The 21,914-nt window shown below is 65.5% G+C and carries 24 protein-coding genes; 13 read left to right on the top strand and 11 right to left on the bottom strand.

What is annotated here, in order from left to right:
* Positions 1-40 precede the first annotated feature (40 nt).
* On the bottom strand, positions 41-370 hold the full coding sequence (locus CH273_RS07080) for a winged helix-turn-helix transcriptional regulator (protein WP_032393789.1): 330 nt from the start codon (positions 368-370) through the stop codon (positions 41-43).
* A 79-nt stretch (positions 371-449) separates the two neighbouring features.
* Here CH273_RS07080 and CH273_RS07075 point away from each other — a divergent pair, with 79 nt between their 5' ends.
* Positions 450-797, top strand: coding sequence for a DoxX family protein (locus tag CH273_RS07075; protein ID WP_032393788.1), 348 nt, complete (start codon positions 450-452; stop codon positions 795-797).
* On the opposite strand, the gene CH273_RS07070 is transcribed toward CH273_RS07075, so the two are convergent.
* Genes CH273_RS07070 through CH273_RS07045 form a run of 6 tightly spaced genes read right to left on the bottom strand, consistent with a single transcriptional unit; the run spans position 777 to position 5,978 of the window.
* Complete coding sequence (locus CH273_RS07070; RefSeq protein WP_032393787.1) at positions 777-1,382, bottom strand: DJ-1/PfpI family protein; 606 nt, start codon at positions 1,380-1,382, stop codon at positions 777-779. The two genes, CH273_RS07075 and CH273_RS07070, sit on opposite strands and share 21 nt — an antisense overlap.
* Positions 1,383-1,392: 10 nt before the next feature.
* Complete coding sequence (locus CH273_RS07065) at positions 1,393-2,070, bottom strand: GOLPH3/VPS74 family protein (protein ID WP_032393786.1); 678 nt, start codon at positions 2,068-2,070, stop codon at positions 1,393-1,395.
* Complete coding sequence (locus CH273_RS07060; RefSeq protein WP_032393785.1) at positions 2,067-2,486, bottom strand: DUF1801 domain-containing protein; 420 nt, start codon at positions 2,484-2,486, stop codon at positions 2,067-2,069. The genes CH273_RS07065 and CH273_RS07060 overlap by 4 nt, the downstream gene beginning before the upstream one ends.
* Positions 2,483-2,827 carry a UBP-type zinc finger domain-containing protein gene (locus tag CH273_RS07055; RefSeq protein WP_032393784.1) on the bottom strand — a complete coding sequence of 115 codons (345 nt, stop codon included), beginning with the start codon at positions 2,825-2,827 and terminating at the stop codon, positions 2,483-2,485. Before CH273_RS07055 ends, CH273_RS07060 begins: the two co-directional genes overlap by 4 nt.
* Entirely contained in the window at positions 2,824-4,326 is a 1,503-nt protein-coding gene (locus CH273_RS07050; RefSeq protein WP_052049234.1) for an ATP-binding protein, read from the bottom strand. Before CH273_RS07050 ends, CH273_RS07055 begins: the two co-directional genes overlap by 4 nt.
* On the bottom strand, positions 4,323-5,978 hold the full coding sequence (locus CH273_RS07045; RefSeq protein ID WP_032393782.1) for an NAD(P)/FAD-dependent oxidoreductase: 1,656 nt from the start codon (positions 5,976-5,978) through the stop codon (positions 4,323-4,325). Before CH273_RS07045 ends, CH273_RS07050 begins: the two co-directional genes overlap by 4 nt.
* Before the next feature lie 442 nt (positions 5,979-6,420).
* On the opposite strand from CH273_RS07045, the gene CH273_RS07040 reads away from it, so the two are divergent.
* From CH273_RS07040 to CH273_RS07015, 6 genes are all read left to right on the top strand, one after another.
* Complete coding sequence (locus CH273_RS07040) at positions 6,421-7,197, top strand: DUF1206 domain-containing protein (protein ID WP_032393781.1); 777 nt, start codon at positions 6,421-6,423, stop codon at positions 7,195-7,197.
* 194 nt (positions 7,198-7,391) lie between these two features.
* Positions 7,392-7,856 (top strand): SRPBCC family protein, encoded by a 465-nt coding sequence (locus CH273_RS07035; protein WP_032394134.1) that lies wholly within the window; start codon positions 7,392-7,394, stop codon positions 7,854-7,856.
* An 88-nt stretch (positions 7,857-7,944) separates the two neighbouring features.
* Entirely contained in the window at positions 7,945-8,214 is a 270-nt protein-coding gene (locus CH273_RS07030; RefSeq protein ID WP_032393780.1) for a GlsB/YeaQ/YmgE family stress response membrane protein, read from the top strand.
* A gap of 133 nt (positions 8,215-8,347) precedes the next feature.
* Positions 8,348-9,076: a phosphatidylserine decarboxylase gene (locus tag CH273_RS07025; RefSeq protein ID WP_032393779.1), complete on the top strand. Its 729-nt coding sequence runs from the start codon at positions 8,348-8,350 to the stop codon at positions 9,074-9,076.
* Positions 9,073-9,927, top strand: a complete 855-nt coding sequence (locus CH273_RS07020) for a CDP-alcohol phosphatidyltransferase family protein (RefSeq protein WP_032394133.1) — start codon at positions 9,073-9,075, stop codon at positions 9,925-9,927. The genes CH273_RS07025 and CH273_RS07020 overlap by 4 nt, the downstream gene beginning before the upstream one ends.
* Positions 9,928-9,985: 58 nt before the next feature.
* The gene (locus CH273_RS07015) at positions 9,986-12,163 is read left to right on the top strand and encodes an AAA family ATPase (RefSeq protein ID WP_032393778.1); all 2,178 of its coding nucleotides are present in this window, start codon (positions 9,986-9,988) and stop codon (positions 12,161-12,163) included.
* A 53-nt stretch (positions 12,164-12,216) separates the two neighbouring features.
* Here CH273_RS07015 and CH273_RS07010 read toward each other — a convergent pair whose 3' ends face one another.
* Both CH273_RS07010 and CH273_RS07005 read right to left on the bottom strand, forming a co-directional pair.
* Positions 12,217-12,969 (bottom strand): isocitrate lyase/PEP mutase family protein, encoded by a 753-nt coding sequence (locus tag CH273_RS07010; RefSeq protein ID WP_032393777.1) that lies wholly within the window; start codon positions 12,967-12,969, stop codon positions 12,217-12,219.
* A gap of 62 nt (positions 12,970-13,031) precedes the next feature.
* Positions 13,032-13,442, bottom strand: coding sequence for an NUDIX hydrolase (locus CH273_RS07005; RefSeq protein ID WP_329955499.1), 411 nt, complete (start codon positions 13,440-13,442; stop codon positions 13,032-13,034).
* Between the two features lie 235 nt (positions 13,443-13,677).
* Here CH273_RS07005 and CH273_RS07000 point away from each other — a divergent pair, with 235 nt between their 5' ends.
* The 6 genes from CH273_RS07000 to mnhG are packed head-to-tail and all read left to right on the top strand — an operon-like array spanning position 13,678 to position 20,046.
* Positions 13,678-16,527, top strand: coding sequence for a Na+/H+ antiporter subunit A (locus CH273_RS07000; RefSeq protein ID WP_032393776.1), 2,850 nt, complete (start codon positions 13,678-13,680; stop codon positions 16,525-16,527).
* Positions 16,524-17,147 (top strand): Na(+)/H(+) antiporter subunit C, encoded by a 624-nt coding sequence (locus tag CH273_RS06995; RefSeq protein ID WP_032393775.1) that lies wholly within the window; start codon positions 16,524-16,526, stop codon positions 17,145-17,147. The genes CH273_RS07000 and CH273_RS06995 overlap by 4 nt, the downstream gene beginning before the upstream one ends.
* Positions 17,144-18,787: a Na+/H+ antiporter subunit D gene (locus CH273_RS06990; protein WP_032393774.1), complete on the top strand. Its 1,644-nt coding sequence runs from the start codon at positions 17,144-17,146 to the stop codon at positions 18,785-18,787. Before CH273_RS06995 ends, CH273_RS06990 begins: the two co-directional genes overlap by 4 nt.
* A 2-nt stretch (positions 18,788-18,789) precedes the next feature.
* On the top strand, positions 18,790-19,431 hold the full coding sequence (locus CH273_RS06985) for a Na+/H+ antiporter subunit E (RefSeq protein ID WP_306436883.1): 642 nt from the start codon (positions 18,790-18,792) through the stop codon (positions 19,429-19,431).
* Positions 19,428-19,685: a monovalent cation/H+ antiporter complex subunit F gene (locus CH273_RS06980; protein ID WP_032393772.1), complete on the top strand. Its 258-nt coding sequence runs from the start codon at positions 19,428-19,430 to the stop codon at positions 19,683-19,685. The genes CH273_RS06985 and CH273_RS06980 overlap by 4 nt, the downstream gene beginning before the upstream one ends.
* Before the next feature lie 19 nt (positions 19,686-19,704).
* Positions 19,705-20,046 (top strand): monovalent cation/H(+) antiporter subunit G, encoded by a 342-nt coding sequence (gene mnhG / locus CH273_RS06975; RefSeq protein WP_032393771.1) that lies wholly within the window; start codon positions 19,705-19,707, stop codon positions 20,044-20,046.
* A 9-nt stretch (positions 20,047-20,055) separates the two neighbouring features.
* On the opposite strand, the gene CH273_RS06970 is transcribed toward mnhG, so the two are convergent.
* On the bottom strand, positions 20,056-21,186 hold the full coding sequence (locus tag CH273_RS06970; protein ID WP_230596607.1) for a glutamate--cysteine ligase: 1,131 nt from the start codon (positions 21,184-21,186) through the stop codon (positions 20,056-20,058).
* A 1-nt stretch (position 21,187) separates the two neighbouring features.
* A complete protein-coding gene (sodC, locus tag CH273_RS06965) occupies positions 21,188-21,898 on the bottom strand; it encodes a superoxide dismutase[Cu-Zn] (RefSeq protein ID WP_045198742.1) in 711 nt (236 codons plus the stop codon).
* Between the last annotated feature and the right edge of the window lie 16 nt (positions 21,899-21,914).

Genomic DNA, 21,914 nt, shown 5'->3' with positions numbered 1-21,914 from the left:
GATCGATCCACCTCTGGCCCTCGCGACGCCGTCGCGGGGGTCAGAGGTTTTTCGAAGCCCAGTCGGTCAGAGCCTCCAACGACGGCAGCAGCGCCTCTCCGGACGTCGTCAGGCTGTAGCCGACGGAGATGGGTGGCCCGTCGTCGACGGTGCGCGTCACCAGGCCTGCCTTGCCGAGTTCGCCCAGTCGCTCCGACAACACCGAGTCACTGATGCCACCGACCGCGCGGCGAAGGTCCGAGAACCCCATCGGCCCGTTCATCAGCGTCGCGAGAAGAATTCCGTTCCATCTCTTGCCGAGGAAGCCGAAGGCTTTGGTCAGCGCCCCGTCGCAGGCACGAGGGTCGTGAGGCTGCTCGCTGGTGACCATACGTCCACCTTACCGAGGTGCTACAGTCCGCCTTGCTGCTTCTGAATTACTAGTGGCCTCGGATATGAAAGAAGGGCTCATGTTCATCGCAACCCTCGTCGTCTCGGTTCTGCTCGCCGTCGCGCTCACGTTCTCCGCCATCGGAAAACTGACGAAGAATCCCTCCGTCATCCCCATGCTCGAACAGGTAGGCGTCCCCGCCGACAAGATCCCCTGGCTCGCCTACGTCGAAATTCTCGGAGCCGTCGGCCTGCTGGTCGGATTGGCCGTCTGGCCCATCGGCGTCGCAGCCGCGATCGGCGTCATCCTCTACTTCGTCGGAGCCGTTGCCGCCCACCTTCGCGCCAAGGACAAGGAATTCGCACCCGCCGCCGGACTGGCCGTGTTCGCGATCGTCGCGCTGGTGCTACGGGTGCTCAGCGCCTGACCAGTCGTAATCCATCTGGCTCGCGGTGGCGAGAGCATGATCCGCTCCCGCCCACCGCGCGACCAGGTGCAACGCCAGATCGAGACCGGCGCTGATACCCGCCGAGGTCGCCAGATCGCCGTGGTCGATGTATCGAACGGCCTCGTGGACGACGAGGGCAGGCCATCGAGCGGACAGTTGCTCCAGATCCTCCCAGTGCGTGGTGACCGGGCGTGTGTCGAGCAAACCCGCTGCGGCGAGCACGAACGCACCGGTGCACACCGACGCGACCAACTCCGCACCGGGCCGAGTGCGCTGCAACCACTCCAGCACTCGGCCGTTCGCCTCGAGGGCGTCGACGACACCGCCGGGAACCAGGACGACGTCGTATCCCCGCGGATCGTCGATCGTGGTGTCCACCCCGATCCTCATTCCACCCCTGGCGACGACCGGCCTGTCATCGATCCCCACGAGACTCACCTCGAAAGGTCGTGCACTCCCGGCACGGTCGGCCACTCGATTCGCCACCGAGAACACCTCGAACGGCCCGCACGCGTCGAGTACCTCGACATCGTCGAACAAGACAATTGCAACGCTTCTGCTCATACCCTGACTTTCAGCTGCTCGTGGTCGACACGATGACGGGCACCATCACCGCGGCCATCACCGCAGCGTTCACATCCGAGACGGCCTTGCGCACAGCCGCGCCTGCCCATTCCCCCTCGGCGACCTGCTTCGCCCTCTGTTTCAGCAGCTTCTTGTCCGCATCCACTATCACCTTGTGCGTCAGGTCCACCGCCGAGATCAACGAGATCAGCGCAGCCGTGTGGGGCGACGGCGTCGTCCCGTCGACGAGCGCGCCGCGTAGGGAATCTCGCAACCCCTTCTCGTGCGAGGTGTCACGAGCAGGCCACGTCGTGGTCGGGAACAGCCCCAACACCTTGGCCTTGTTCTCGGCGACGAAACCCTGGGCCACCAACCGAGCAATCAACTCCTTCGACAGATTCTTCTGCGACTTCTCGATCACCTTCTGCGGCTTCATCGGCCGCGACGCCGATGCCACGAGATCGAACACTCGACGCAGCAGGCCGTCGGCGGGGGGCGCTCCTGCGACGACCACGTGATCCTTCTTCGTCTGCTCGCCGGGGCCGGTGATGCGCAACGACCCACCCATCGCGAGCTCGACCACCAGGGCACCTGCCAGCACCCGCGGTAACTTCGTGCTGTCGGCCAGCGGTTTGCCCGAGTCGTCGTCGAGCAACAGCAACAGGAGGTCCTCTGCGATCAAGGTCATGACGCGAGGCTACCCAGGATGTACGCGTAGTTGTGAGCCACCAGTTGCTCGAGAATCGCTATGTCCACATCGGCGAGCTTGTTCACGTACAGGCAACCTGCGCCTCGCTTGTGCTTGCCCAAGCGTTCGAGCAGTGAATCCGATTCCGGGGCGTACGTCGCGCCGTACACCGACAGATTCGCCTTACGTGGAGAGAACCCCACGACGAGACTCTCGCCCCGACGACCACTGCCCGTCGTGTAACGGTAGGCACCGAAACCCACCATCGTCGGCCCCCACATCACCGCCGGCTGCCCGGTCACCCGACCCATCATCTCGGCCAGGGCGAGACCGTCCGCGCGGCGAACCGGATGTTCGACAGCGGCCAGAAAATCCTCGGCCGGTACATCGGTGGGTCGAGTCAGGTTCTCGTTCAATTGATCAGGGCCTGCCAGTTCGACGGCACCCGCTCACGCGGCCCGGGCACCGTCTGATCGAGCGGATGATGTTGCGGCGGAGCCAGTTCGGGGCCGTCGTACATCTGCTCGTCGGCATAGTTGTAGAACCAGTCCTCGCCGGGCTCGTAACTGCGCACGAACTGGTGCCGGGTGGACTCCGCATGCTTACTGGCGTGCTGCGACGGTGAGGAATCGCAACACCCGATATGGCCGCACTGCGCGCACCGACGCAGATGCACCCACCACCCTTGCGTTTGCGTGCACTCCACACAGCCCGGGCCCGACGGTGGGACCGTCGGGTCGATGCCTTCGATGGTCATGTTGCCTCCTCTGTGGCCGGGTCGACGGGCAGCCGAACGATGAACCGTGTGTCGCCCGGTTCGGACACCACTCGCAGATCACCCTGGTGCTTCTTCACCACGATCCGCCACGAGATGTCCAGACCGAGACCCGTACCTTCGCCGACCGGTTTGGTGGTGAAGAACGGCTCGAAGATCCGCGACCGAATCTCCTGCGGCACACCGGGTCCGGTATCACAGATCTCGATCTGAACCTGATCCTCGTCCAACGATGTCCGCACCGTCAACACCCCCTTCTCTTCAGGGGTCGTTCCTGCAGGCTCCACTCCCGCGCCTGCCATCGCCTGCACGGCATTGTCGATCAGGTTCGTCCACACCTGGTTGAGTTCGGCTGCGTAGACCGGGATGGGCGGAACCGCGGGGTCGTAGTCCTTCACCACCCGAATCTCGTCACCGATCTTGCGGCCCAACATGATCAAAGTGCTGTCGAGCAATTCCCGCACGTCGACGGTCTGGTACGGCGCGCGGTCCATCTGCGAATACTGTTTCGCTGCACCGACGAGCGTGGAGATGCGCGTGGTCGAATCCGCGATCTCGTTCATCAACAGCTCGGTTTCGACGGTGTAGTTGAGCCACCGGATCGCACCCTCCAGCATCGTCGGATCGTCCACCGTCGCAGCAACCTTGTCGAGCCACGGCACATCCAGACCGGCCGAGACGAACGTCGGAGCCAGATCCCAACCGTCGCCGATACCCTTGTCCTCGAACCATTCTCCGAGTTCGTCCTCGCGGTCCGACGCCTCCATCGCGGTCAGCTTCGGAGCCTTGGCCACCAACTCCACGGCCTCGTTCTGCAGTCCGACCAGATGCGCCATGCTGCCGCGATCGAGAGTGCCGCCGGCGATCATCGCCAACTTCTGCCGCATGTGCGCCACCCGATTCCGCAACGCCGACGTAGCCCGCACCGCAGCGGCTGCCGGATTGTTCAGCTCGTGCGTCAACCCGGCAGACAGAGAACCCAACGCCAACAGGCGTTCTCGTTGTTCCACTATCTGCTTGGTGTTCTGATTGCCGAAGAACAGACCCTCGAGCAGGTGCAGCGCCATCGGGAACCATTCCCGCACGATAGACGCGAAGCACTCGGCGTCGAGCACGAAGAACCGCGAGCGCTCGGTCACCCGCATCGAACCCTGGTACGTCTGCGGCACCCGATCACCCAGGTACGCCTGCCACGCACCCGCGTACACCCCCCGCTGGGAGGTCCGGTTGACCACCAGATCCTCCCCGCCCGAGAGCTTCGAGAGCACGACGGCACCGTCCATCAACACGTAGAAACACGTCGCCGGATCGCCCTCCGCATACACCGGCCCGGGTTCGATCGTTTCGATGCGTCCGTCCCGACACAGCTCCGCCAGCTGCGAGTCGGAGAGATGCTCGAACAGGAACAGCGTCCGCAACTCCTCCGGATCACACGCGGGCCCACTCTGGTCACTCCGCGGGCTCCGCTCCTGCGCGCTCACGGGTTCGCCAGATATCTGTGCACCAACATCACGGCCATTGCTCCCTCTCCCACTGCCGACGCGACGCGTTTGGCCGAGTCGGATCGAACGTCACCGGCTGCGAAGACGCCGGGCACACTCGTCTCGAGGTGATGCGGCAGGCGAGTCGGCGTCCACCCGGCAGGTCCCCGTCCGTCGGTGACGAGATCCGGCCCGGTGACCACGAATCCATGGTCGTCCCGCACGAGTACCCCGTCGAGCCACTCGGTGCGCGGCGCCGCCCCGATGAACAGGAACAGATACTGCGCGTCGACGGTCGTCGTCTCGTCGGTTGCCCGGTTCCGCAGCGTGATCGACTCGAGGTGACCGTCGCCCGACACGCCCGCGACCTCGGTGCACGGCCGAACGCTGATCTTCGGATTCTCTTCGATCTGTTTGATGAGGTAGTACGACATCGACGCTTCGAGGGAGGACGCCCTGATCAGAATGGTCACCGACTTGGCCCCGCGCGAGAGATACACCGCCGCCTGACCGGCCGAGTTCGCGCCGCCGACGATGTAGACGTCCTGCTCGGCACAGCGCGCCGCCTCGGTCATCGCCGATCCATAGAACACGCCGCGTCCGGTGAAGTCGTCGATTCCCGGTGCGTCCAGCCTGCGATAGGCGACGCCGGTGGACAGGATGATCGTCTGTGCACTGATGCTGCGGCCGTCGGCGAACCGTACGGTGCGCGCGGCACCGTTGGTCTCCAGGCCGACGACGTCCTGGGTGGTGACCACCTCGGCACCGAACTTGAGCGCCTGCCGCCGTGCCCGCTCGGCCAGCTGTGCACCCGACACCCCGTCGGGAAAGCCCAGGTAGTTCTCGATGCGAGAACTCTGACCGGCCTGGCCGCCGGTTGCGGTCCGCTCGATCAGGGTCGTCCGCAGACCCTCCGACGCACCGTAGAGCGCAGCTCCCAGTCCCGCCGGTCCGCCGCCGATGACGACCAGGTCGTAGAACTCCTCGGACGGCGACACCGTCAACCCGAGCCGATTGCCGAGTTCGGCATCGGACGGTTCGATCAGCGCATCGCCCTCGGTGGTGATGACCACCGGCAACCGGCTGTCGTCCACGCCCGCGGCCGCCAGCAGCCGGGCACCCTCGGACTCGTCGGACATGTACCAGCGATACGGCAGCTGATTGCGAGCGAGGAACTCGCGGATCTCCGACGAGCGCGCGGACCAACGGTGGCCGATGATCTTGGTGTCCTCGACGGCCCGATGGTCGTAGGCACACCAGGCCTCGAGTTGGGCGTCGAGCACGGGATAGAGCTTCTCCTCGGGGGGATCCCACGGCTTGAGCAGGTAGTAGTCGAGGTCGATGACGTTGATCGCGTCGATCGCGGCGTCGGTGTCCGCGTACGCGGTCAGCAGGATGCGCCTGGCCGTCGGGAAGATGTCCATGGCCTGCTCGAGAAATTCCATGCCGCTCATCTGCGGCATCCGATAGTCAGCCAACAATATGGCGACCGGGGTGCCGCGCAGCGCGAGTTCCTTCAGCGCGTCGAGCGCCCCGGAACCGGACTCCGCACGCACGATGCGGTACTGCTCGCCGTATCGGCGGCGCAGGTCGCGGGCGACCGAACGTGAAACCCCTGGATCGTCGTCGACGCTGAGAATGACCGGTTTCATGACCCTCCAGAACTGGTGCTCACCAACGACATGAGCATGCCACCGCGTCGCCCCGAATGGGAGGCAAGCAGTCCTGGAATCAGTGGGGTCAGATTCGGCCGCGCCTGATCAGATCGAGCTCCTGCGGGGTGAGGAGTCGTTCGAGCTTCTCGGCGGGCCAGGTGCGTGGGCTGCCGCTCATCCTGGCGGTCTTCAACAGCGGGAGATCTCTGCTGGTACGACGCATTATCGACTGTAATTTCACGGTGGATCACTCCGAACAATTTCTTCGTTGGTCCCGACACTCCGCTTGCTACATCGGTCAGTGTCCGCCCGGTGTTAACGCCTCGGTGGGATCTCGTGCGGCGTTTCGCAGCTCGAGACAGTTTCCTCGGTCCTCGCTCGGGGTAAACGGGAGCCCAAATCTACTGATCGGGGAACGATAGTGAACACGTCGGGAAATGTGGCCAGTTCCGTACAGAACAACGGAGCATTCGAGAAAGCGGCGCGAGCCGGTCACTTCGTCAGCGGAGTGCTGCACATTCTGATCGGATACATCGCGGTTCGGTTGGCATTCGGCCAGGCAGGTAATGCAGACCAGTCCGGTGCACTCGCCGAATTGGCCGACAAGCCCGGCGGGAGGATTGCGCTCTGGGTGGCGGTGGTCGCATTCGTGGCGCTGGCGCTGTGGCGCATCGTCGAAGCGATCGTCGGCAAGAAGTCCGACGCCGACGCAGGCAGTGCGATGGACCGTCTCAAGGCTGCCGCGCTGGCCGTCGTCTACATCGCGTTCGCTTTCTCGACCTACGGCTTCGCTACCGGCTCGGGCAAGTCGAGCGGGCAGCAGAACGCCGGCTGGTCCGCCCGATTGATGGAATCCGGCGGCGGCAAACTCGTGCTCATTGCTGTCGCGCTGGTCGTCATCGGCGTCGGCGGATACCACGTCTACAAGGGCGTTTCGAAGAACTTCCTCGACGATCTCGAAGGCCACCGGAGCGGGGCCGTCGTCAAACTCGGCATCGCCGGATACGCCGCGAAGGGCACTGCCCTCGTCGGTGCCGGACTTCTCGTCGTGGTGGCCGTTCTGCAGTCCGATCCGTCGAAGGCCACCGGCATCGACGGTGCCCTCAAGACCCTCGGCTCACAGCCCTACGGTCAGGTTCTGCTGATCCTCGCCGGAGTGGGCATCGCGCTCTACGGGCTGTATGCATTCGTACTGGCTCGCTTCGCTCGCATGTGAGCGGGAGTGGAGCCTGCGGAACGACCCCAGGTGAGCGGGAGTGGAGCCTGCGGAACGACCCCAGGTGAGCGGTACTTCGTAGTGGGCTACGAATTTCTGCTCACCTACGTGGCCGATTGTGTCCGTTGACACATAGGATGCGCACGATTGAGTGTGACATTCAGTTGCATCTACTCACTACCAGGAGGCCCACGTTGAGCAAGACTCTCGAAGCCACGATCGACATCGCCGCGAGCCCCGAGACCGTATGGTCCATCGTCTCGGACCTGCAGCGCATGGGTGAGTGGAGCCCGCAGTGCAAGAAGATGAAGGTCTTCGGCGGACCGGTCGGCAAGGGCACCAAGACGCTCAACGTCAATCGCAAGGGGATGCTCGTCTGGCCCACGACCTCCAAGGTCGTCACCTTCGAGCCCAACCGTGAACTCGCGTTCCGCGTCGTCGAGAACAAGACGATCTGGTCCTACACCCTCACACCGACCGCGACCGGAACGACCGTGGTCGAGAAGCGGGAGGCACCCAGCGGCACGTCGGCGGTGTCGTCGTTGCTGGTCAAGCGTGTCCTCGGCGGCATCGACGAGTTCGACGTCGAACTCGTCGAGGGTATGAACAGCACCCTGCGCCGCATCAAAGTCGAGAGCGAGAAGCTGGGAAAAAAATAATTCTTCTCAGGAAGGTTTCAGGTTTGTTTCCCTCGGGCATCCGACGTTTCGACAAGCAAACGACACGAACGGAAAGTGGGGGCAACACATGTTGGGTCTCGGATTCATCGGCTGGATCATCATCGGCGGACTCGCAGGGTGGATCGGCAGCAAGATCATGAAGACGGATGCTCAGATGGGCATCATTCTGAACATCGTCGTCGGCATCATCGGTGGCCTCATCGGCGGATACCTGCTGAAGGTCTTCGGCGTCGACGTCGAAGGTGGCGGACTGATCTTCAGCTTCATCACCTGCATCCTCGGCGCAGTCATCCTGCTGTTCCTGGTCAAGCTCGTGACAGGTCGCAGCCGCGTCTGATCGACTCGCAGCTCCCGACTGCCGGGGCACCTCACGTACGCTGTGAGGGCCTCGGCAGTCGTGCTTTCACGCCTCGATTGCTTCCGGCATCACGACCTGCCGACACCTGTCCGACGAAAAGTTAGAGGAGACCGTGGCACGCCGTCCCGCCCCGATTGGTCAACCGCCCCGCACCGGAGCGGCTCACATCGTCGACCTGGTCCGTGAAACGGTTCCACCGCTCCACCCCGCAGGCCTGCCGTTCGTCGGTGGTCCGCTCGCCGTCGCCGTTCTCGGCCGCCGATCCAAGTGGGTTCGCAACGCCGGCCTCGTCGCCGCCGGAGCCTGCGCCACCTTCTTCCGCCACCCGTCGCGGGTGCCACCGAACCGCCCCGGCGTCGTCGTCGCTCCCGCCGACGGCCTGGTCACCCTCGTCGACACCGCCGTCCCGCCCGCCGAGCTCGACCTGGGCTCGCAGCCGGTTCCGCGCGTGAGCATCTTCCTCTCGGTCCTCGACGTGCACGTCCAGCGCGTTCCCGTCGCCGGTCGAGTGGTGGAGGTCGTGCATCGCCGGGGCCAGTTCAAGTCCGCAGACCTTGCCGAGGCCAGCGAGGTCAACGAGCGCAACAGCATGCACATCAGGACCGACTCCGGTCAGGACGTCGCCGTCGTGCAGATCGCCGGTCTCATTGCTCGACGCATCATCAACAACGCCAAGGTGGGCGACGCCCTGTCGATCGGCGACACGTACGGCCTGATCCGATTCGGTTCCCGCGTCGACACCTACTTCCCCGCGGGCACCACACTTCTGGTCGAACGCGGTCAACGCGCCGTCGGCGCCGAGACGGTCCTCGCCGAGCTTCCACAGTGGAAACCGACATGATCACCAGACGCGCCAAGCCGCCTGCTGCCATCCGTCTGCTCCCATCCGTCGTCACGATTCTCGCGCTGTGCTCGGGCCTGTCCGCGGTCAAGTTCGCCCTCGACGGGCAGCTCGGCACTGCGCTCGCCATGATCGGTGCCGCTGCGATACTCGACGCGTTGGACGGCCGTATCGCTCGACTGCTCGACGCCACCAGCAAGATCGGTGCCGAACTGGACTCGCTGTCCGACGCCATCTCGTTCGGTGTGGCCCCGGCTCTGGTGCTGTACGTGACACTGCTCGAGGGCAGCAGCGGCGGCTGGATCGTCGCACTGGTCTACGCCGTGAGCATCGTGCTCCGTCTCGCGCGCTTCAACACTCTGCTCGACGAGGACGACACTCCTGCCTACGCGCGCGAGTACTTCACCGGAGTTCCTGCTCCCGCCGGAGCGCTCATCGCCATGGCACCGATCGCGGGCTTCGAGCAATTCGGCGACGGTTGGTGGGCCTCGTTCTACGTCGTCGCCGGGTGGTCGATCCTCACCGCCGGTCTGATCGTCAGCCGCATCCCCACGTTGGCGCTCAAGACGGTCTCGGTTCCGCCGCGGCTCGCCGCGATCCTGCTGGTGCTCGTCGCGCTGCTCGCCGCCGCGCTCATCACCTTCCCGCTGATCCTGCTGATGGGCTTGGTGCTGGCCTACCTGGTGCACATCCCGTTCGCGGTGCGCTCGCAACGCTGGACTGCCGCGCGCCCGTACACCTGGGACGCCAAGCCGGCCGAGCGCCGCGCAGAGCGTCGGGCCATCCGACGCGCACCGGGCAACAATCGCCGGTCGCAGGCTCGTCTGGGACTGCGTCGACCTCGCAGCTAGTGTCTCGCCGCTACTGCAGGGAGTGGAGCCTGCGGAATGACCCCAGTAGGTTGGGTGTGTGACCGAATCTCGCTCGACGACGCCTGAGCTCGTTCTCACCGCCCGCCTCAACACCTCGGCCGCCGATGCCCGACGCGGCGTCGTGCGCCTGCATCCGGAAGTTCTCGCGGCGCTGGGCCTGCGAGAGTGGGATGCCGTGTCGCTCATCGGTTCTCGTCGCACGGCCGCCGTCGTCGCGGCGGCACCCGACGGATCGCCCCAGGGCACCGCACTTCTGGACGACGTCACTCTCTCCAACACCGGTCTTCGCGAAAACGCTTCTGTCGCAGTCGGACCCGTCACCGTATACGGAGCCAGGACCGTCGCGGTGACAGGCTCCGCGCTCGCCACCGGTTCCATCTCCGACGCCACCCTGCGCCAGGCGTTGCTGGGCAAGGTGCTGACGGTGGGCGACACGGTCTCGCTCCTCCCCCGCGATCTCGGACCCGGCACTTCGACCACATCGGCGACGCAGGCGCTGTCGAGAACGTTCGGGGTTGCGTGGACGACCGAGCTGTTGACGGTCTCGGCCGTCGACCCGTCGGGTGGGCCGGTGAGTGTGCAGCCCAATTCGGCGGTCGGGTGGGGCTCGGGCACCGTCACCGCTGCACAGCCGCAGGCCGCGTCGCGTCCCGCGCCGAAGTCCGCAGCACCGCCGGTGAGCGCGGCGGATCTGGTGGGAGTCAGCGTCCAACAGTCGAAACTCACCGAGTGGCTGCGGCTGGCGTTGGACGAGTCGGAGTTGTTGGCGACGCTGGGCGCATCGCCGCATCTGGGAGTGTTGATCACCGGACCGGGCGGGGTCGGCAAGGCGACGTTGGCGCGCGCGGTCATCGGAGAACGCGCATGCGTCGTGCTGGACGGACCGTCGATCGGCGCGCTGGAGGCCTCGGCTCGGGTGGATCGGGTCACCGCGGCGGTCGATGAACTCGCCGGTTCCGGGGTTCTGCTGATCACCGACGTCGACGCGTTGCTGCCCTCCGTTCCCGAGCCGGCGTCCACGTTCGTCCTGGACGTATTGCGTCGGGCCGTCGACACTCCCGGTCTTGCCCTGATCGCGACGACGGCTCATCCGGAGGCAACAGATCCCCGGCTGCGTGGTCAGGACCTGTGCGATCGGGAGCTCACCATCACCCTGCCCGACGCGTCGGGCCGCAAGGGATTGTTGGAGCATCTGCTGCGCAAGGTTCCGCAGGGCGACGTCGATCTGACCGAGATAGCTTCACGGACACCGGGTTTCGTGGTCGCCGATCTGGCCGCACTGACGCGGGAGGCGGCACTGCGGGCGGCGGCTCGCGCATCGAACGATTCGGCCGCGGCCTCGTTGACGCAGGACGATCTGGTGGGCGCTCTTCAGGTGATCCGTCCACTCTCGCGATCGGGTAGCGAAGAACTGGCCATCGGCAGTCTGACGCTCGACGACGTCGGCGACATGGTGGAGACCAAGCAGGCACTCACCGAGGCGGTGCTGTGGCCGCTGCGTCACCCGGATTCGTTCGCGCGCTTGGGAATCGAGCCGCCGCGCGGAGTTCTGCTGTATGGCCCGCCCGGCTGCGGCAAGACGTTCCTCGTGCGGGCGCTGGCCAGTTCCGGGCAGCTCAGCGTGCACTCGGTCAAGGGCGCGGAGCTGATGGACAAGTGGGTGGGATCCTCGGAAAAGGCTGTGCGAGAACTGTTTCAGCGTGCACGCGATTCCGCTCCCTCGCTGATCTTCCTGGACGAGGTGGACGCGCTCGTACCCCGACGCGGCCAGAGCTCGGATTCCGGCGTCGGCGACCGGGTGGTCGCGGCGCTGCTGACCGAGCTCGACGGCGTCGAACCGTTGCGCGACGTCGTCGTGCTCGGGGCGACCAACCGACCCGATCTGATCGATCCCGCCCTGTTGCGCCCCGGCCGCCTCGAGCGCCTGGTGTTCGTGCCGCCGCCGGATTCCGATGCCCGCGTTGACATCCTGAAGGCGTCGGGCAAATCCATCCCGCTCGCCGAGGACGTGGATCTGGAGTCTCTGGCGTGCGATCTCGACGGCTACTCCGCGGCCGACTGCGCAGCCTTGCTGCGTGAGGCCGCGTTGACGGCGATGCGTCGGTCGATGGATGCGGCCGACGTCACCGCCGCCGATGTCGCCGCTTCTCGGGCGACGGTGAAGCCGTCACTCGATCCCGAGCAGGTGGCGCATCTGCGGGCCTACGGGTCGTGAACGGAAACTCGTAGCAGGCTACGAAGTTCTGCTCACCTGCGGCGAAGCCGCTCTCACTTCCAGCGGCCGAGGATCTCCTCTGCCCGCTTGGCCAACTCCATCTGGAAGATCGGTCCGAAGCTGATGCGACCGACACCGAGGGATGCGAAGTGCGACAGATCGCCTTCGGCCGGGTTGGCGATGGCGTTGATGGGCAGCGGGAGTTCCTCGGCGAGACGCTTGTAGTCGGCGTCGTTGTGGAATCCGACGGGGTAGAGCGAATCGGCTCCGGCCGCGGCAGCCAGCTTCAGGCGCGCGATGGCGCGGTCGACGCGGTCGCTCTCGTCGCCGATCGCCTTGACGAACAGGTCGGTGCGGGCGTTGATGACCACGTGTACGTCGGTGGCGTCGGACGCCGCGCGCAGTGCTCCGACGAAGTCGGCGTGTTCCTGCGCTTCGCGCAGGCGTCCGCCTTCGCTGTGCACGGTGTCCTCGATGTTGAGGCCGACGGCTCCGACGGAGATCAGGCCGTCGATCAGTCGCTTGGGGTCCTCGCCGTAGCCGGCTTCGATGTCGACCGACAGCGGCACGTCGACGGCGGCGGAGATCTGCGAGATGCGGGCGAGCAGTTCGTCGAAGGTCATGCCTTCGTTGTCGGGCTTGCCGATGGAGTCGGCGACGGGGTGGCTTCCGACGGTCAGCGCGGTGAAGCCTGCGGACACGGCCAGATTGGCGGACCAGGCGTCCCACACGGTCGGCAGTACGACCGGGTTTCCGGGCTTGTGCAGCTCGAGCAGGGTGGTGGCTTTCTCGGACAGGTTCGTCATCGGTACTCCTCAACGGTGGCCGGTGGAGAACGTTCGTTCTCTCGGTCTCCAACGTACCCGCTTCAGTCGATCAAATCGAGCGCTCTCATCCGGTCGAACACCATCAGTGATCCCGGAGCGACGTCGGGCATCGCCGCGTACTCGTCACGGGTGAAGTACCTGATCTCTGCGATCTCGCTGGTCGGCGTCGGCTCGTCGGCCAGATCGGCGAGGAAACACGTGAGCTCGAGTGGGGTGCCCGCCGGGTGCCCCCATGCCTGACACTCGAACACCCCGAGCAGCCGGGCACCCGTGACCGACGCGTCGAGCTCTTCTCTGATCTCGCGATGGAGGGCTTGCTCGGGTGTCTCGCCGGGGTCGATCTTTCCGCCCGCCATGTAGAACGCGGATTTGCCGGCCGATCGCGTCTGGATCATTCGGCGATTCCGGACGTACGCCAGCCCGGCGGTCCGAATGATCCTCGATCCGCTCACGACAACGCGCTCCCCTCGACCGGAGTCACCGCGACCGTTATGTACCGCTTGGCACGCGTCCGACCACGCAAAGTAAAGTGGACATCGACAACGCACGGCTGCCGTTCGGCAACCGGTTCGTACTTCTCAAAGCCTCACATCGAATTTCACACGGACTTCGCACACCCTACTCATCGCCGCCCTACGACCACCGCTCGGTTTGACCGCCGATGCGACCGAGACGACGGAGTGACTTTTGCTCGCCATTCTTCTTGCGCACGCCGCCGCCGCGCTGCTCGCGCCGCTGCTGGTCCGGTGGTGGGGTCGCAATGCCTTTTTCCCTCTCGCGCTCGTACCCCTGCTCAGCCTGATCTGGGTGTTCGGCAACTGGGGAACCGAACAGAAGCTCGATATCGAATGGGTCCCGGGCCTGTCGATGAACATCGACATGCGATTCGATTCGCTTGCCGCCATCATGTCGCTGCTGGTCCTCGGAATCGGTGCTCTGATTCTGCTCTACTGTGCGCGCTACTTCGAGGACGACGAACCTCGGCTCGGGCTGTTCGCCGCCGAGATGGTCGCGTTCTCCGGTGCGATGTTCGGCCTCATCACCAGCGACAACATGCTGGTGCTCTACATCTTCTGGGAAATCACGACGGTCCTGTCGTTCCTGCTCGTCGGTCACTACGCCGAGCGTGCCTCGAGCAGACGCGCAGCCACTCAGGCGCTGCTCGTCACCACCGCGGGTGGCCTGGCGATGCTGGTGGGCATCATCATCCTCGGCCAGGTCTCCGGTACCTACAACCTCTCCGAGCTGGTCGCGAACGCGCCGGGCGGTTGGTTGCCCGGTGTCGCGATCGTGCTGGTCCTGATCGGTGCACTGAGCAAGTCGGCCATCGTGCCACTGCACTTCTGGCTGCCAGGAGCCATGGCCGCACCGACCCCGGTGAGCGGCTACCTCCATGCCGCCGCGATGGTCAAAGCAGGCATCTACCTGGTGGCGCGCCTGGCCCCTGGGTTCGCCGATTCCGGCCCGTGGCGCGCCACCGTGATCAGCCTCGGACTGCTGTCGATGATCCTGGCCGGTTGGCGAGCTCTGCGGGCATTCGACCTCAAGCTGATCCTCGCGTTCGGAACCGTCAGTCAGCTCGGCTTTCTCATGGTGTTGGTCGGCATCGGTTCGGAGAAGGCGATGCTCGCCGGCCTGACGATGGTGATCGCGCACGCGATGTTCAAAGCGGCGCTGTTCATGGTCGTGGGCATCGTCGATCACACCACCGGCACGCGCGACATCCGCAAGCTCGCCCACCTGGGCAAGAAGGCTCCCTGGCTCGCCGCGATAGCGGCGCTGGCCGCGGCCAGCATGGCCGGACTCCCGCCGATGCTCGGGTTCGTCGGCAAGGAGACTGCGTTGTCGGCCGTGATCAGCACGCCGACGCTCGATCCCATCGTCGCGGCCGTCGTCGTCGCGGGCCTGGTGATCGGCTCGATTCTCACGGTCACCTACAGCATCCGATTCGTCTGGGGCGCATTCGCACGCAAGCAGCTCAAGCGTCCGAGTCCGTCGGTCAGGGCGATGCATGCACCGTCCGCACTGTTCCTGGCTGCACCTGCTTTCCTGGCGGTTCTCGGCGTGATCGCCGGATTCGGATCCTCGATCGTCGACCGCATCGTCAGTCCCTACGCCCGCACCCTCCCGTCGTACGGCCAGGAGCCCTACCACCTGGCCCTCTGGCACGGATTCAACCTCCCGCTCGCGCTGACGGTCGTCGTCGTCACCGGCGGTGTCGGGCTGTTCATCGCCCACCGGGTCGTCAACCGGCTCAAGTTCGAGCATCCCCCGCTCGGCAATGCAGACCGCATCTACGACAACGTGCTCAAGTACATGGATGCCCTGTCCATCCGCCTGACCGGCACCACCCAGCGCGGTTCGCTCCCCCTCACCCAGGGCACGATCCTGCTGACTCTGGTGCTGCTGCCGATGATCGTGTTGCTCGTCGGCCAGGACTCCGGCCTGGACTACACCCTGTGGAACACCCCGTTGCAGCTGGTCATCGGCGTGATCATGATCGCCGGTGGCCTCGGGGCCACGGTGATGCGCAACCGCCTGGCCAGCGTCATCCTCGTCGGTCTGACCGGCTACGGCTGCGGCGTCATCTTCGCCATTCACGGCGCACCGGATCTGGCACTGACCCAGTTCCTCGTCGAGACTCTCACCCTCGTGGTCTTCGTGTTGGTGCTGCGCAAGCTGCCGGCCGAGGTCGACGATCGGGGCTCGGCCGGTTCGCGCGGCCCCCGCGCCGTGCTGGCCGTCGCCGTCGGAGCGACCGTCAGTGTGCTGGGCGCATTCGCGATGAACGCCCGAAACACGGCCCCGGTGTCGCTGCTCCTGCCGGACGCCGCCTACGACCTGGGCGACGGCAAGAACGTCATCAACGTCATCCTCGTGGACATCCGCGCCTGGGACACCCTCGGCGAGATCTGCGTTCTGCTCGTCGCGGCGACGGGCGTGGCCAGCCTGGTCTTCCGCAACCGCCGGTTCGGCAGCGCTCCGCGGGTGTCCGACGCCCCCGCATCGTCCTCGGATGCGAATTTCGCCGCGGAGACGACGTGGTTGCTCGGCGGCGATCTGATCGATCCGCGACATCGCTCGTTGATTCTCGAGGTCACGACGCGATTGATCTTCCCGACGATCATGGTGCTCTCGATCTACTTCTTCTTCTCCGGCCACAACGCCCCCGGCGGCGGTTTCGCCGGTGGCCTCACCGCCGGACTCGCGCTGGTGCTGCGGTACCTGGCGGGTGGGCGCTACGAGCTCGGCGAGGCAGTGCCGATCGACGCCGGCAAGATCCTCGGTCTCGGGTTGATCTTCGCGGCCGGTACCGCGGTGGCGTCGATGTTCCTCGGAGCGCCTGCGTTGTCCTCGGCGACGTTGGAGGTGACGTTGCCGATTCTCGGCGACATCAAGTTGGTCACCGCATTGTTCTTCGACCTCGGTGTGTACCTCATCGTGGTCGGGTTGGTACTCGACGTGCTCCGTAGTCTCGGCGCCCGTCTCGACGCGCAGGTGGAAATGCAGAGCCAAGGCCGAGTGAGCGCCCCATGACCGCAGATCTCGGAATGCTGATCATCACCGGTGTTCTCGTCGCATCGGGTGTGTATCTACTGCTCGAACGCAGCATCACCAAGATGCTGCTCGGGCTGCTGTTGTTCGGCAACGGCGTCAATCTGCTGTTGCTGACCGTCGGCGGGCCCGCGGGGGCACCACCCATCGTGGGTCGCGACAATGCCGTCAATCAGGAGATGGCCGATCCCCTGGCCCAGGCTGTGATCCTCACGGCGATCGTCATCACGATGGGTATCGCCGCGTTCGTCCTGGCGCTGGCGTATCGGTCGTTCACCCTCAACACCAAGGACGACGTGGAGAACGACCCCGAGGACACCAAGGTCTCCCGGCGTCGCTCGATGGCCGAGGCCCCCGACCGCGACCGCTCGGACGACCCGGTGACGGGCGAGCCGAGCTTCGGCGGCGACGCGTTCGACTCGAAGGGCAACCCGATTCCGATCGAACAACTCGTCAATCGCGAGGACCTCGAATGCTACGAGGACCTGCACGACGGTGATTTCGACAACGACGACGACGATCCGCAGGTGCGCGGGCTCGACGGAATCGACACAGCCGAGAAGGACGACAGCAGGCCACAGAAGAAGGGAGACGACCAGTGACGATCTCCCCAGGAGTGATCGACGTTCTGACTCCGCTGCCGGTACTGATTCCGATGTTGGCGGCGGCGCTGACTCTGGTGCTGGGTCGACGTCCTCGCGCTCAGCGTTTCATCACCCTCGTCGCGCTGACCGCTGTGGTCGCCATCTCGTCGGTGATGCTCTACCTCGCCGATCGCGACGGCACCAGCGCACTGCAGGTCGGCGGCTGGGACTCCCCGCTCGGCATCTCCCTCGTGGTGGACCGCCTGTCGGCGATGATGCTCGTCGTCTCGTCGATAGTCCTGCTGGCCGTCATGGTCTACTCGATCGGTCAGGGCATCCGTGACGGCAGCGAGAACCAGCCCGTCTCGATCTTCCTGCCGACCTACCTCGCGTTGACCGCAGGTGTCTGCAACGCGTTCCTCGCAGGGGACCTGTTCAATCTGTTCGTCGGCTTCGAGGTGTTGCTCGCGGCGTCGTTCGTGTTGCTGACCCTCGGCGCGAGTGCGGACCGGGTACGCGCGGGCGTGTCGTACGTGATGGTGTCGATGGTGTCCTCGCTGATCTTCCTGATCGGCATCGCGCTGGTGTACGGCGCAACCGGAACGCTGAACCTGGCCCACATCGCGGTACGGATGGACGACATCAACCCAGGAACGAGGACCGCGATCTTCGCTGTCCTGCTGGTCGCGTTCGGCATCAAGGCCGCGGTGTTCCCACTCTCGACGTGGCTGCCCGACTCCTACCCCACCGCCCCGGCACCGGTCACCGCCGTGTTCGCCGGCCTGCTGACGAAAGTCGGTGTGTACGCGATCATTCGCGCCCACACCCTGCTGTTCCCCGACGGCTCGCTCGACAACGTACTGATGGTCTGTGGCCTGCTGACGATGCTCGTCGGCATCCTCGGTTCCATCGCACAGAGCGACATCAAACGACTGCTCTCGTTCACCCTCGTCAGTCATATCGGCTACATGATCTTCGGCGTCGCGCTGTCGACGCAATCGGGACTGTCCGGCTCGATCTACTACGTCGCCCACCACATTCTGGTGCAGACGACACTGTTCCTCGTCGTCGGTCTCATCGAGCGTCAGGCCGGCTCGTCGTCTCTTCGACGCCTCGGTGGTCTGGCTGCGGCCAGCCCGGTGCTGGCGATCGTGTTCCTGGTGCCGGCCCTCAATCTCGGTGGCATTCCGCCGTTCTCGGGCTTCATCGGCAAGGTCGCACTGCTGCAGGCCGGTAGCGAGCAGGGCAGCGTGTTGGCCTGGTTGCTCGTCGCGGGCGGAACGGTCACCAGCTTGCTGACGCTGTACGTCGTCGCCCGTGTCTGGACCAAGGCGTTCTGGCGTGCTCGCGCCGACGCCCCCGAGGGCGACCTGGCGGACAACAGCCCGTCCGCGCTGCTCGACGACTCGTCGGACATCGCGTTCGGTGATCGCGAGGACGTGGGCCGGATGCCGGCCTTCATGCTGATCCCGACGATCGGGCTCGTTGCCGTCGGCTTGGCCATGACGGTGTTCGCGGGACCCATCATCGACATCAGTGATCGCGCCGCGGCCGACCTTCGTGATCGATCGGTGTACATCGATGCGGTGCGCGGAGCGGAATTCGTCGGAGATCAGGCCGCCGAGCAGGCTCGCGGAGACGAGGAAGGCACTCGATGAAGATGAACCGCTCCCTTCTGCTACGCGTGTGGACTCTCGCGTGGTTGACCGCCATCTGGGTTCTGTTGTGGGGCAACGTCTCTGCCGCGAACATCCTCGGTGGCATCGCGGTGGGACTGCTCATCATGGTGCTGCTGCCGTTGCCTCGCGTTCCCGTCGAGGGCCGCATCCACGTGTTCTCACTCGTCAAGCTGGCCGTCGTATTTCTCTACTACGCAATGGAATCGAGCTTCAGCGTGGCCTGGCTGGCCATCCGGCCCAAGGCTCCACCGGTCACCGGGGTGCTGCGCTGCCGTATCGCGATCAAGTCCGATCTGGTGCTCACCCTGTTCGTCGACGCGATGAATCTCGTGCCCGGCACCATGGTGCTCGAAATCGACCGGACCAGACGCCTGCTCTACGTGCACGTGTTGGACATGGGCACCCAGAAGGCCGTCGACGGTTTCTACGCCTACGTACGAAACATGGAGAAGCTGTTCATCGCCGCGTTCGAGCGAGACTCCGACTGGAAGCCGAGCCCATTGCACTTCCAGGAGTACGAGCAGTACCACGGAGTGCTCGGCGACGATCCGATCCCGGTCGATTCGGACGCGCCTCGGGACGACAAGAAGACCGACGACAAGAGGAAGGGGGACTGGTCGTGACCGTCGTACTGGCGATTGCCGGAGCCCTCCTGATCGGTGCCGCGATTCTCACCGCGTACCGATTGCTCGACGGACCGAGCACGCTCGACCGTCTCGTCGCGATGGACACGATCCTCGCCGTCTCGATGTGCGGTCTCGGCGTGTGGGCCGTGTACAGCCGCGACACCACCCTCGTACCGGCCATCGTCGCGCTGTCACTGGTCAGCTTCGTCGGGTCGGTCAGCATCGCACGATTCAGGGTGAGGGACGAATGAACAACACAGTGAGGGACGAATGAGCACCGTAGCCCAGGTCATTTCTTCCGTCTTCATCCTGTTCGGAGCCCTGCTCGCCTTCACCGCGGCGGTGGGCATCGTGCGCTTTCCCGACACCCTCTCGCGGATGCACGCGGCCACCAAGCCACAGGTGGTCGGGCTGATCATGGTTCTGATCGGGGCCATCATCAGCCTGCGCGGCAACGTCGACATCTGGATGCTGGTGCTGGTGGGCATCTTCACCCTGGTCACCGCTCCGGTCATCGCACACACGGTCGGCCGCGTCGCCTACCGCGAACAGCGCGGCCGCGACGGACTGCTGATCGTCAACGAGATGGAACCGAACGAATCGGACCAGTAGGCGAGCGGATCAGGATCGGAGGTCGGTGACCAACGATTCGACGACGGCTCGCAGGTCGCCGCCCGATTGCGCGGCCACCGCCCGCTGACGTTGGTACGACGCCCCCCGCCGGGGAATGTCGGCCACCGCTGCCAGTTCGTCGACGCAGTTCAGTCGGACGGCCGTCGGCGTCAGCTTCTCGAGCAGATCGTGCAGATCGTCGGTGACCAGCCGTTCGTTGCTGTCGGAGTCGAGGATGATCTCGGCATCGAGGCCGTACCGCGCGGCACGCCACTTGTTCTCCTGGACGTGCCACGGTGGTATCGACGGCAGGGTCTCCCCCGCTTCGAGACGTTCGTCGAGATGGACGATGAGGCAGTGCGTCAACGCAACGAGAGCCGCGAGCTCCCGCTTGGTCGACGCCCCGTCGCACACCCGAACCTCGATCGTGCCCCACTTGGGAGCAGGACGGATGTCCCAGTGCATGCCGCCGAGTTGCTCGATGACGCCGGTCTTGAGCTGATCACGGACGAAGCCCTCGAACTGCGACCAGTCCTCGAACTGGAACGGCAGACCGGCCGTCGGCAGCTGCTGGAACATCAGTGCCCTGTTGCTGGCGTAGCCGGTGTCGTTGCCCGCCCAGATCGGTGAGGACGCCGACAGCGCCAGCAGGTGCGGGTACTGCAGCAGCAGCGAGTTGAGAATGGGAAAGACCTTGTCGGGAGACGACACACCCACGTGCACGTGCACACCCCAGATCAGCATCTGCCGACCCCACCACTGGGTACGAGCGATCAGCTCGTCGTAGCTCGGAGAACTGGTGAGCTGCTGGGTGGACCACTCGGCGAACGGATGAGTGCCCGCCGAGAACAGGTCGATTCCCAATGGGTCCGCGGCGCGCCGCACCAACTCCAGGGAGCCGCCGAGGTCCTCCATGGCCTCCCCGACGTTCTCGCACACTCCGGTGACGAGTTCGACGGTGTTGCGCAGCAGTTCCTTGGTCACCCGCGGGGTGTCCCCGGCGAGATCGCGGACGCCGTCCATGACCGCCTCGGCGGAGTTGACCAGGTCCCGCGTGTTCTTGTCGACCAGCGCGATCTCCCACTCGACGCCGAGCGTCGGGCGCGGTGAACTCGCGAAGTCGATCCGGGGAGCGTTCAAACTACTGCAGTACCGCGCATGCCGCCCGCGAGCCGGCGTCGCCGGTCATCAGAGTCGTCATGTCCGGCACAGCGGCACCGTCGGGCAGGGTGTATCGCGGCGGGATGTTGGCGAAGTTGTCGGCACCCTCGTGCACGATCACCGAGGTTCCGGCACCGTCCGCACGCAGATCGTCGAGTGTGATCGCGTCCGTGGTGGTGACGAGCATTCCGGTGCCGTCCTCGCCGACCTGGATGGACGTCAGATCACCGCTGGCCGGGTGCTCGGTGCGGCCGTCGACCTGCAGGTGACCACCCGCGGACAGGAACGCGCCCGGATCTCCGCCGGTCGGTGCCACGGAGTTCGGCTCGCAGGCGGCGACGGCATGGACGTGGAAGCCGTGGAAGCCGGGGGTCATGCCCTCGACCTCGGCGGTGACGGTGAGCTTGTCGCCCTCGGCCGCGAACGAGACCGTGCCCACCTCGGCACCGCCGGCGTCGCGCAGAGTGCCCTCGATGGTGTCGCCGGAACCCGACTCGGCCGGGCCGTCACCCGCCACGGCTTCTGCCGACGGATCGGCCTCGCCGGTCCAGACCGGAGGGACGGTTCCGGGGACATCGGACGGAACCTCGCCGTTGCTGCAGGCGGAGAGCCCGAGCGCCGCGATCGCGAGGACCGGGGCCACGTAACGCAACGATCGGGTCGCAGCAGTGCGTCGCTTGAACATGTCCATCGGAAATCGCTCCTCT

The organism is Rhodococcus sp. 05-339-2 (assembly GCF_002258965.1).
Taxonomy (GTDB): Bacteria; Actinomycetota; Actinomycetes; order Mycobacteriales; family Mycobacteriaceae; genus Rhodococcoides.
This window is presented reverse-complemented; position numbering and strand designations above follow the sequence as displayed.